At 73.7% G+C, this 11,261-nt stretch carries 6 protein-coding genes and 1 pseudogene; 1 reads left to right on the top strand and 6 read right to left on the bottom strand.

What is annotated here, in order from left to right:
• Positions 1–360: pseudogene (locus ABZS51_RS23870) on the top strand (hypothetical protein); the annotation flags it as partial.
• Between the two features lie 43 nt (positions 361–403).
• Here the strand turns inward: ABZS51_RS23870 and ABZS51_RS23865 are convergent.
• The 6 genes from ABZS51_RS23865 to ABZS51_RS23840 all read right to left on the bottom strand — a co-directional run bounded on the left by ABZS51_RS23865 (position 404) and on the right by ABZS51_RS23840 (position 11,260).
• The gene (locus tag ABZS51_RS23865; RefSeq protein ID WP_355444853.1) at positions 404–2,938 is read right to left on the bottom strand and encodes a penicillin acylase family protein; all 2,535 of its coding nucleotides are present in this window, start codon (positions 2,936–2,938) and stop codon (positions 404–406) included.
• A 166-nt stretch (positions 2,939–3,104) separates the two neighbouring features.
• Complete coding sequence (locus ABZS51_RS23860) at positions 3,105–4,313, bottom strand: cysteine--tRNA ligase (RefSeq protein WP_355444850.1); 1,209 nt, start codon at positions 4,311–4,313, stop codon at positions 3,105–3,107.
• 84 nt (positions 4,314–4,397) lie between these two features.
• Positions 4,398–6,173 carry a sigma factor-like helix-turn-helix DNA-binding protein gene (locus ABZS51_RS23855; RefSeq protein WP_310712873.1) on the bottom strand — a complete coding sequence of 592 codons (1,776 nt, stop codon included), beginning with the start codon at positions 6,171–6,173 and terminating at the stop codon, positions 4,398–4,400.
• A 117-nt stretch (positions 6,174–6,290) separates the two neighbouring features.
• Positions 6,291–8,111 carry a UvrD-helicase domain-containing protein gene (locus ABZS51_RS23850; protein WP_355444847.1) on the bottom strand — a complete coding sequence of 607 codons (1,821 nt, stop codon included), beginning with the start codon at positions 8,109–8,111 and terminating at the stop codon, positions 6,291–6,293.
• Between the two features lie 6 nt (positions 8,112–8,117).
• Entirely contained in the window at positions 8,118–10,304 is a 2,187-nt protein-coding gene (locus ABZS51_RS23845; protein WP_355444844.1) for a hypothetical protein, read from the bottom strand.
• A 152-nt stretch (positions 10,305–10,456) separates the two neighbouring features.
• Positions 10,457–11,260, bottom strand: a complete 804-nt coding sequence (locus ABZS51_RS23840) for a class I SAM-dependent methyltransferase (protein WP_355444841.1) — start codon at positions 11,258–11,260, stop codon at positions 10,457–10,459.
• Position 11,261: the final 1 nt, after the last annotated feature.

Here is an 11,261-nt window from a genome sequence, read left to right as displayed (position 1 = left end):
GCCGATCCGGACCCCTGGGCGGGCTTCACGACGTTCGCCCTGTCCTACATTCGCCTTCGCAACGAGCTGTGCGACGTCAACAAGCGCCTCGGCGACGTCCTTGACCATTCCCGGGCCGAGCTGCGCGACCGCATCCGGCTCCTGGTGGAGCGCGCCCAGCGGGCCGGAGTGATGCGTACGGACGTGACCTGGGAGGACGTGGCGTTCCTCATGGTCGCCGCGTCCTCCACCGGACCCCACACCCTGGGCCTCCAGGCGGGCGCCCGCCAGTGGGACCGCAACCTCCAGGTCGTCCTGGACGGCCTGCGGACCCCCGATCCCGGCACCCTCCCCGGCGAGCCGCCCGCCCTGGCCCGCTGACCGGACGTCGCCAGACCCGGCCGGGCCGTCAACGACGACTGTGTCAGGGGCGGAGGCGAAGGGTGTGGACGGCGGCCTGTTTGACCGAGTCCGGCTTGGAGCGCATCGGCAGCAGCTCGCCCCTCGCCCAGGTCTCCGCCTGGTCCCAGTAGTTGGCGTGGAAGGCGTGACCCGAGGCGCCAGTCAGGTTGATCCAGCGGGACTTGTCCAGGTCCGCCAGGTCCACCACCATCCGCATCGACGGCACCGACGTGACCGCGTACCCCTTGGCGACGTTCCAGCCGGTGGCGTCCACCGCGTCCTTGCCGCCCGCCACGCTGAGCGGGCCCCGGTTGAACAGCGCCTCCACCGGCGCGATGCCCGAGGTGCCGAGCGAGGCGTTGGTGAGCGTGAGCCGGTGCAGGTCGCCCCAGCGCCAGGCGCGGACGTCGGGGCCGAGCAGCTCCGACACCTCCTGGTAGGCGTCGGCCATGGCCTGCCGCAGGATGTCGTCGCGGGTCTCCGTGCGGCCCCTGGTAGTGGTGTCGTCCCAGAACGGGTCGTCGGGCGTGTCGAGCAGCCGCCGCACCACCACGTACCACCGGTCGCCGCCGCTCGCGCGGGCGCCCTCGGGCAGGTCGTCGTCGAAGGTGGCGCTCAGCAGGTGGCGCCAGACGGCGTTGAAGTACGCGGCGGGCGCGGAGCCGACGCCCTGCGAGCCGTCCCAGTCCTTCAGCAGCTCCCTGGCCTGCACGGCGGCCCCGGCGAGCTCCACGTCCATGAGGGCCGGCACCAGGGTCTCCGCCAGGCCGTTGCGGGTGTCCTGCTGGATCGAGGACATGGTCGAGGCGTCGACGTCGCCCTTGGCGATGGCCTCCCGCAGCCGGTCGGTGATGCGCTGCGAGCGGTAGCCGTACGACCAGTCCTTGGTCAGCAGCGGCTGGTAGCGGCGCGGGTCGATGACGGCGTTGTTGGCCGTGACGATGTAGCCCTCGGGCGGGTTCTCCACCGACGGGAGGCGGTCGTACGGGATGGGCGCGGTCTTCCAGTCGTACTCGCCCGTCCAGCCGGGCACGGGCCAGGTGCCGTCGCCCTTCGCGCGCACCGGGATCCGCCCGGGAGCCTGGTAGCCGATGTTGCCGGACGTGTCGGCGTACACGAGGTTCTGGGCGGGCACCTCGAACAGCGCGGCCGCCGCCCGGAACTCGTGCCAGTCGCCCGCCTCGTTGAGCGCGAAGATCGCGTCGGCGGTGCGGCCGGGCATCAGCGCGGTCCACTGGAGCGCCACCGCGTTCGCGCCGGCCGACGGCTTGACATCGCCCATGACCTCGTTGATCAGTGGCCCGTGCCTGGTGCTGCGCACCTCGATGGTGACGGTGTCGCCGCCCGCCACCTTGATCTTCTCCTGCCGCTTCTCCAGCTTGACCTGCTCGCCCTGGTACAGGTACGTGTCACCCGTCACCTGCTCCAGGAACAGGTCGGCCACGTCCGGCCCCAGGTTGGTGAACCCCCAGGCGATCTTGTCGGTGTGGCCGATGACGACGCCGGGGACGCCCGAGAAGGTGAAGCCCGTCACGTCGTACGAGCACCGCTCCGACAGCTCGCGGCAGTGCAGCCCGGTCTGGTACCAGACCGACGGCATCGCGGCGGACAGGTGCGGGTCGTTGGCGAGCAGCGGCTTGCCGCTCCTGGTGTGCTCGCCGGAGACCACCCACGAGTTCGAGCCGATGCCGTCGCGCTCGGCGGTGCTCATCGTGCCGGGCACGGCGTCCAGCGTCCGCGCGGCCTGGGCGAGCGCGGCGGCGGCCGGTCCGTGAGGACGCGTGCCCGCGCGCAGGCGCGGCGCGGCCGTCTGGTCGAACCGGTCCTGCCGGATCGCGCCCCGCGTGACGATCGGCGCGTGCTCGTCGAACGGGTATCCCGGATAGAGCTGCTCGACCCGGTCACGCGGCAGCTTGGTGAGGACGAGCGCGCGGTCGATCTCGTCCTCCATGTTGGAGCGCAGGTCCCAGGCCATGGCCTTGAGCCAGGCGACGGAGTCGAGGGCCGTCCACGGCTCCGGCTCGGCGTCGACGCCGGTCGCCTTGAGCACGGAGTACTCGAGGCTGCGGTCGGAGGCGTTGGGGTTGGCCTTGAGCCAGGCGTTCACGCCCTTGGCGTACGCGTCGAGGTAGCGCCGGGTGCGCTCGGACAGCTCGGACAGCTCCTGCTCGGCCACCCTGCGCCAGCCCATGGTGCGGATCGCCTTGTCGCTGTCGAGCGTCGCCTCACCGAACAGCTCCGACAGCCGCCCGGCGGTGACGTGCCGCCGGAAGTCCATCTCCCAGAACCGGTCCTGCGCGTGGACGAACCCCTGCGCCATGAACAGGTCCTCAGAGGTGTCCGCGTAGATCTGCGGGATTCCTGATTTATCGCGATAAATCTCTACGTTCCCGGTTAAGCCGGGCAGCCGGAGCGACCCGTCCACCTGAGGGTAGGACTTCCGTACGGTGTGGACGACGACGCCCGTCAGCACCAGCGCGAGGGCGAGGAGAACGGTCAGCGCCCGCGCCAGCCAGCGCAACGGCCAGGGCAGCCAGGCGTAGGGCCTCAACCTCACGAATACCTCCGATCCTCCGCGTCCTCCCGCGCCGGACCCTTAGTCTGACAGCCCCTGATCACTCCTCTCGCCCGGCTCGCACCGGCTCCGGAAGCTCCCGAATCCGCCTGTCACGGCGCATTCATTCATGATCACGTTCCGTGCCGGAGCGCTCGGGGCGAGGGTCTCAGCGGCTCTTGCCGATGTCGCTGGACAGGTCGAGCCCGAGCACCTGGTCCACGTGCAAAAACGACTCGAACTTCGTCCCCGGCGGCACCGACGCGTCGGCCGCCAGCTCCCGCAGCGCCCGCAGCGCGGCCGGAGTGTCCAGGTCGTCGTCGAGCGCGGCCTCGACGCGCTTGACGTACTCGGCGGCCATGGGCGCGCTGGGCGACTCCGACCACTCCGCCACCAGGGTCCGCCAGTCGCGTACGGCGCGGTCGGCGGCACGCAGGGAGTCCCAGGTGAGGACGATCGGCCGCCGGTAGTGGTGCTCCAGGAACGCCATCCGCACGGCCAGCGGATCCAGCCCGGCACCCACGACCTCGGCCAGCGACACCCCGGCGTCCCCGGTGTCCCCGGCGTCTCCCGTGTCCGGCGGCGGCGCTTCGCCCTCCCGCGCGTGCTCGCCCGGCTCGCGGTCGTCGAAGCGCACGTCCGCCGCGTGGACCCGGTGCCGCGCCACCTCGCGCCCGGCCGCCGCGTCGGACTGGGCGCGCTCACGATCCTCGTACGGCCGGCGCGGCCCGGCCCCGCCCACGTGGACGTCGACGCGCCCCCCGAGCAGGCCCAGCGCCACGGCCGAGCACACCACGTGCGGACCCGGCACGCCCCGCCCCCAGGGCGAGTCCCAGGACGGCTCGCCGCCCGAAGGGAGCCACAGCACCCAGTCGGCGGGGGAGCGCCCGCCCTCGGAACGCTCACCGGCGGGCAGCGGCGGCAGGCCGGGGAACGAGCCGGCGTCGAAGAACACCGGCCCCTCCGGCGCCACGTAGGCGTGCCCCTTCTCCACCAGCGCCCTGACGAGCTCGACCACGTACGGGATCGTCTCGGCCACGGACGGCGCGTGCTCGGCCGGCCGGCAGTTCAGCGCGGCGGCGTCCCGGAGCGCCTGCGCGCCGGCCTCCCCCGACCCGCGCGGCGAGCAGGCCACCACCCGCACCCGGCCGCGTTCGAGGATCCGCCGGATCAGGTCCGCCAGCAGGAGCGACCGCAGCTCACCGAGTCCGGGCCGCCCGTCCGGCCGCCCGCCGGGAAAGCCGCCGGCGCCCCCGTCCGGCCCCGACCGCCCGTCCGGCCGGCCGGTCACGGCGGTCCCGCACGCGTACGTCCGCAGTGCCCGCCCGGCGGCGATCTCCTCGGCCGTCCCGGTCCGGCTGTCGTGGATCCGTAGCATGGCTCCGAGCCTAACCGGCCCGCCCGGACCCGGAGATCACCGCGCCGCCCCGCACCGGACCCGGGGAGGCCGGCACACGAGCGCTCAGCCGCCCAGGAAGCCGAGGATGTCGCGGTCGCCGCGCTCCCGCAGCCGGGCCAGCACCTCGTCCCGCGTCGCCGTGTCCGGCAGCCCCACCCGGGCGCCGATCAGCCGCAGCCCCTCCGCCTCGGAGGTCACCGGCGCGGTGTAGCCGATGAGGTAGAGGGCCCGGTTCAGCGGCGGCATCGTCACCGGCGCGGCCGGCAGGTAGCGCGTCAGCAGCTCGCCGCCGTCGGACACGGTCAGGAAGACGTGGTCGCCCTCGCCGGCCTTGAAGTCGGCCAGCACGTTGCGGATCGACCCCATGGTGGGCTGGTTGTGCCAGCTCACCACCACGTCCCCGGACGGCGTGGACGCGGTGAGCTGCCCACCGGGAGCCATGCCCAGGTACGCCGCGAACCCGGTCGGCAGCGGCGAGCCCGACCCGCGCAGGTGCTCGGCGTTGACGTCGACCCGGTGCCACCACCGCCCGTCGCGGCTGCGGAAGCTGCGGCGCGTCAGCGAGACGTCCTTGCGCGGCTGGTACGGCTCCGCCGCGCCGCCGGCGGGCGCGGTGCCGGCCACCCGGATCCAGCCCCGCTGGGTCCGCTCGAACCCCGGTCCGCCCGAGTAGGCGCGGACCGAGCTCTCGCTGACGTCGTAGCGGGAGGTGAGGTTGGTGACGATGGTGCTGACCGACGCCTCGCCGCCGGCCCGCTCGATCTCGCGGGCGATCATCTCCCGGATGCCGAGGTACTCGTCGCCGCCCCACCGGGTCAGCCCGTACTTGTTGCGGTCGACCCGCAGGAACCGGTCGTCGGCGGTGAGCTGGTTGCGGATGCCGACGAGGCTGTAGTCCTCGCCGATGCGCTCCTGGATCTCCTCCGGCGGCAGCGGCTTGCCGGCCACGGCCAGGACGGCCTCGGCCTTCTCGTTGATGCTGCGCGGCCACGGCACCACGTGCTGCTCCAGCACGCGCAGCTGCGGCACGGACTTGATCCAGCGCTCGGCGACATCCTCGCGGACCCCGAGCTGGGCGACCATGGTGACGGCCTCGGCGAGCGGTCGGGGGCCGTCGGTGAAGAGCTGGCGCGTCTTCTCCCGCAGCTCCTCGGCGCCGCCCGCGACGAGCCAGCCCTCGGACTGCTCGTAGCCGGTCAGCAGCGTCCGCACGAACCTCCAGGCGGGGATGCCGAGCGTGCGCAGCTCCGCGCGGTGCCACGGCACGGCCGCGGCGAGGTCGTCGGACGGCACGGCGGATCCGAGTCGTCCGCGAAGCCAGGTGACGTGCGCGACGAGCGGCACCGCGTCGGGACCGCCGAGCCAGGCCTCCACGTGGTCGCGCAGGTCCCGCTCGATCTGCCTGATGCGCTCCCGGGTGACCGAGAAGCGCTGCGCCAGCTCGTCCAGGGTGACCCGCTGGACCGCGTAGAGCCGATCGCGGGCGATGGCCCGCTGCCGGTCGTCCATGGCCCTGAACAGGCCGTCGACGAGGTCGGGCAGCGGCTTGTCGCGCCGGACGGGGACGGCCGGCGCGTCGGCGGGCTCCAGCAGGCGCTCGAACACCCCGCCGAACAGCTTCTGGACCACGTCCTTGCCCAGCATCTCCGGTGTGCGCTCGGCCTCGGCCGGGTCGGAGAAGCGCAGCAGCGGCAGGATGTCGCCGAGCAGCAGGTGGCCCCAGCAGGCCACGGCGAGGTCGGCGAGGTGGCCGGCGACGCCCTGGGTGCCGATGACGGCGCAGGCGCGGTCGAGCGGGATCGCCTGCCACCAGGCCTCTGGCAGCTGGGGATCTTCCACGATGGGCGCGACCTGACCAGGAGAGGTCCAGCGCACAGGTGGCGCGAGGTCGCTCAGGCTGAGGTTCATTCGGGTCCAACCGGCAATGGGAAGAAATCCGCAGTTCAGACTATGTGCTCAGAACGACAGAAATGGGCTGCCCCTTCCTGAGTGGGAGACGTAAAGGATCGATCGCGCGCGCGTGCACGCCACGTACAGCATGCCGCGTTCGCGCTGGAGCGCGCGGGCCCGGGCCGCCGGGTCGTCGGGCGGCGTCTCGGGCACCACGCCCTCGGCCACACCGATGACCGCCACCCTCTCGAACTCCAGGCCCTTCAGGTTCTGGAACGTCGACACCCGCACCTCCCGGTCGCCGAGCGCCCGCCGGGCCTCCCGCACCAGCGCGGGCGTGCGCGCGGCCACGGCGATCTCACCGGGCGGCACCCCCTCGGCGAGCCAGGCGCCGACCGTTCCGGCCAGGCCGGCGAGCTCCGCCTCGGGCGACTCGTAGGCCAGCACCACCGGTCGTCCGCCGTCGCGCGTCGCGCGCAGGCCGTACAACGGAGACATACCCTTGACCAGCCCGTCCACCGGCCCGCCGCCCCGCAACCGGACCGCGAACGTCAGCAGCTCCTGCGGCAGCCGGTGGGAGACCCGCAGCGTGCGCTGCTCGGCCGGGATGCCGAGCGCGCCGAGGGCCACGCTCGTGTCGGTCACCCGCTGGTGCGGGTCGCCGACGATGAACAGGTCGTCGTGCGTGTGCGGCGCCGCCGCCCGCAGCAGCCGCCACTGCGCGGGGCTGTAGTCCTGCGCGTCGTCCACGACGATGTGACGGTACGGCTTGCGTCCCGGATCGACGTCGTCGAGCAGGTCGCCCGTCGTCCTCGACAGCAGCCGGAGCGCCTCGTCGGTCAGCTCGGCCAGCGTCCGGGCCCCCGGCCCGATCAGCGCGGGACGGCGGCCCTCGGCGTCGCTCACGATGCGCATGGCCAGCCGCTCGGGGTTGTCCACCTCGACCCGCTTGCGCACGGACTCGTCGGCGATGAGCGTGTCCAGCCGGGCCGACAGGTCCTCGCCCAGGCTCTGGGAGAACGTCACCAGCAGCACCGGCCCCTTGCCCCGCGCGGCCAGATGGGCGGCCCGGTGCAGCGCCACGAGCGTCTTGCCGGTGCCCGGGCCACCGATGACCAGCAGCGGCTGCTCGTAGCGGGGGGCGTGGGCCAGCCGGTGCTGCGGCGGGTGCAGGAACGTGCACCACTCCGGCGCGGTCAGCACCCGGTCCAGCTCCACCTTGTCGGCGACGAACGCCGCCCGGTCCGGGCTGCGGCGCAGGGCGGCGTGCAGGTCCTCCGTGTCGATCTGGCGCGGCTCCTCGTCCACGGCGCGCCAGCCGTCGAGCTCCCGCCACGCCTCCGACAGGGTTCCGCCCCGGGCCAGCACGGACAGGGGGGCGTGCTGGGTGGGCGGCAGGAGGGGTTCGAGCGCGTCCACGTCGGCCTCGGTGGTGATCAGCCGGATCAGGGGCAGCGCCCGCACGTCGATGCCCAGCGCGAGCAGGTCGCCGTCGCAGATCGGGTCGAACAGCCGTTCCGGGCCCGCCGACCTGCGCAGCGCCGGCTCCACCCGTTCGAGCGCGTCGGCGTCCCACTCCTCCACGACGCCCAGGACGGGGTTGATGCCGAAGCGGTGCCGGCGGGCGTGCGACCACGCCTCGGCGTCGGGCAGCACCGTGCGCAGCCAGTACACGTCCCGCTGCCGCACCACGACGCCGCGATGGCCCTCGCCCAGGCGCAGCGTCGCCACCCGCGCGTCACGCGCGCCCCGCACCCGCTCGGGGTGCGGGCCGCCCGCCACGTTCAGCAGGAACCGGCGTAACGCGACCACGGCGTCCCTGCGCACCGGCGGAGCCAGTGCGCTGAGCCGCCCGGGGAACCCGGGGCCGATCGCGAGCCGCGGCACGCCGGCTCAGTCCAACAGGGCGAGCAGGTCGCGGTCGCCGCGCTCGCGCAGCCGGTTCAGCAGGTCCGGCAGGGCCACGGGCCCCGTCAGGCCGATCCGGGTGGCGATCACCCGGGCGGCCTGGTCGCGGGTGCCGCCCGGAGCGGTGTAGCCGACCAGGCGGAGCGCCTTCGTGATCTTCTCGGCGCCCTGCGCGGCCACCGGCAGGTGCCTGGCCCGCAGCACGCCCTCGTCCGACAGTGTGAGGAACAGGTGGCCGCCCTCCTTCGCGCCGACGTCCACCAACAGCCGCTCCACCGACTCCAGCACCGGTCTGCCGTGCCAGGTCATCGTCAGCTCTCCCGCCGCGCTGCGCACCGTCCGCGTCTCGCCGGGCGACAGCCCCAGGTACGCGGCGAACCCGGTCGGCAGCGCGCACTCGCCCCCGCCGAGCTGCTCCGCCGTCACGTCCACGCGCAGCCACCACCTGCCGTCCGGCTGCCGGAAGCAGCGCCGTGTCTGCGAGACGTCCTTCAGCGGCTGGTACGGCTTGCCGCCCCCCTGCTCGCCCCCGTGCTGCTCGCTCCCGTGCTGGCCGGCCCCGTGCGGACCGGCCTCGTGCAGGCCGGCCTCGTGCAGGCCGGCGGCGGGAGGCTCGTCCACGTGGTGCTCGCCGGACCCGCCGTTGCTCTCCCCGGGCGCAGGCGTGGACGGCATGAACGCCTGGAACATGGACGGCCCGGGCGGTCCGGGAGGTCCGGGCTGCGCGGGCGGCCTCGGCTTCCGGACGGGGAGCTCGGGCGCGGGGGACGCCGGTGGGACGGCCGGCACGCCGTTGGCGACGGGCACGGCTGCCTGCGGGGGCCGGGGCGGCAGGGTGGCCAGCACGAACTGCCAGGCCGGAACCTCCAGCGCCTTGATCTCCTTGGCGTGCCAGGGCGCGGCTCCGATGACCCGGTCGCGGGGCGCGGCGGGGCCGATCGTCCTGCGCAGCTCGTCCAGGTGCTCCCGGTACGGGGCCGCCTCGTCGCTGGCCAGCCACTGGTCGAGGCGGGCCCGCAGCCGCTCCTCGGTCTCGGAGATCTCGGTCGGCGGCACGGCGAACAGCTTGGCGAGCTGGTCCACGGCGGACGGCTCGTCGGTGAAGACCCGGTTCTGCGCGACGGCCCAGCTCTTGTCGTCGAGCCCGGCGAAGGCCGACTCGATCAGCTGGGACAGGTCCCGCGCCGCCTGCCCGCCCTCGGCCTCCGGCTCGTCGTCCTCGGTCTCGTCGTCCTCCGTCGCGGGGCCGTCGCCCTCCGGCCGACGGTCGTCGAGCTCAGCGGCCTGCGGCTCATCGTCCTGCGGCTCCACGGCCTCAGGCTCTTCCGCGCGCGGCTCCGCGGCCTCGTGACCCGCGGCCTCGTGATCCGCAGCCTCATGATCCACGGGCTCGGGCTCCACGGGCTCGGGCTCCGCGATCTCTTCGGCCTCGGAGTCCGCGACCTCGTCCACGATCTCCGGCACATCGGGCCCGGCCTCGGCCGCCTCAGACTCGGCCTCGACGGCCTCCGGCTCGGGCTCCTCGGACTCGGCGGCGTCCACGGCCTCGACCGGCGCCTGCACCGGCTCGGGCGCGGGCCCGCCCGCGACAGGCGCGTCCACGGCAGCCTCGGCGCCCACAGGCTCTGCCACTGCGGGCTCTGCCAGGGCGGGCTCTGCGACGGCGGGCTCAGCCACGGCGGGTGAGGCCACGGCAGGCGAGGCGGCAGCGGGCACGGGCGGCACGACGGATGCGGCCGGCACGACGGACGCGGCAGCGGTGGAGGGCAGAGGGGACACCCGGGCGAACACCGCGGAGAACAGCGTCCCCAGCACCGCCCGCGCCTGGATGAACGGCTGGTCCACCAGCTCCCGGCCGGTCAGGGCGAGCAGTCCCGCCCACGAGCCGGCGCGGTCGAGCGCGATGGCGACGTGCGGTTCGTCCGCCTCCTCGGGATCCAGCACGTGCAGCGCGGGCAGGATGTCACCCACGGCGGCGGCGGGCCACTGCTCCAGCGCGATCTCCGTGAGCAGCTCTCCCAGTGCCTCCGGCCCGATGACCGCGAGGACGCGGGGCAGCGGCAGGCTGCGCCACCAGGCGTCCGGAAGGTCCGGCTGCCCGGTGAGCAGCGTGATCGTGGACGCGTCGCTCCACCTCAACGGTGGTACGAGGTCGCTCAGGCAGAAGTTCATCCCGTTCCGTTCACCGGCCCCTCACGCCGCCGTGTCGTCGCAAGGCTCGTCAAGCTGATCAAAACGTGCGTATCGCGGTGCGGGCACAGTCTCGCCGCCCACGGAACAGACCATAGTCCGGCAAAACAGCCCTACGCATCATGGACTACGCATCAGCGCCGGACAGCGGCGAAGCGCAGGCGCACGTAATCCGCCATCCAGCCCGTCTCCCTGCGCAGCGCGGGCGCGGCGAGCTCGTTGACCCGGCCCAGCAGCGGCGCGACGACCTCCGGGGGCAGCCCCTCGATGACAGAGGAGGCGAACATCCGCACCCAGTCGGCGGCTCCGCCGGGGCACTCCTCAAGGGGCGTGGGACGGTCGAAGTACTCCAGCAGCCGCACCACGAAGCCCTCCTGCTCCAGGCGGCGGGCGTACTCGGCGGGCGTGGGGAAGTACCAGGGCAGGTCGGGCTCGCGCAGCCCGTACTCGCGCCAGGCCGTCAGCATGGCGGCGGTCAGCTCGGCGCAGTTGCCCGCCCCGCCCATCTCGGCGACGAACCGGCCCCCCGGGACCAGGGCCTCGCGGACGTTGGCGATGACGGTGGCCGGGTCGCGGCTCATCCAGTGGAGCGCGGCGTTGGAGAAGACGGCGTCGTAGGCCTGGACGACGGTGAAGTCGTGGCCGTCGCCGACGATGAAGTCGATGCCGGGGTGCTGCGCGAGCGCCTTCTCGATCATGGCGGGGGAGCCGTCGATGCCGAGCACCTCGGCGCCGCGCGCGGCGATCTGGGCCGTCAGCACGCCGGTGCCGCAGCCGAGGTCGAGAACGCGCTCCCCGGGCCGCGGATCCAGCAGGTCGACCAGGGGAGCGCCCTGGGTGGAGACGTAGCCGAAACTGCCGTCGTAGGCGCGACTGCTCCACCGCTCCAAGCTCGGTGCGTCATATCGCAAGACGATCAGCTCACATTCGTCAGACATC

The organism is Nonomuraea sp. NPDC005501, from assembly GCF_040605905.1.
In the GTDB taxonomy this organism is placed as follows: Bacteria; Actinomycetota; Actinomycetes; order Streptosporangiales; family Streptosporangiaceae; genus Nonomuraea.
This window is presented reverse-complemented; position numbering and strand designations above follow the sequence as displayed.

Excerpts from the sequence above, each read along its gene's own strand:
- ABZS51_RS23845 (WP_355444844.1), bottom strand. The coding sequence starts at position 10,304 with ATGAACTTCTGCCTGAGCGACCTCGTACCACCGTTGAGGTGGAGCGAC.
- ABZS51_RS23860 (WP_355444850.1), bottom strand. The coding sequence starts at position 4,313 with ATGCTACGGATCCACGACAGCCGGACCGGGACGGCCGAGGAGATCGCC.
- ABZS51_RS23840 (WP_355444841.1), bottom strand. The coding sequence starts at position 11,260 with ATGTCTGACGAATGTGAGCTGATCGTCTTGCGATATGACGCACCGAGC.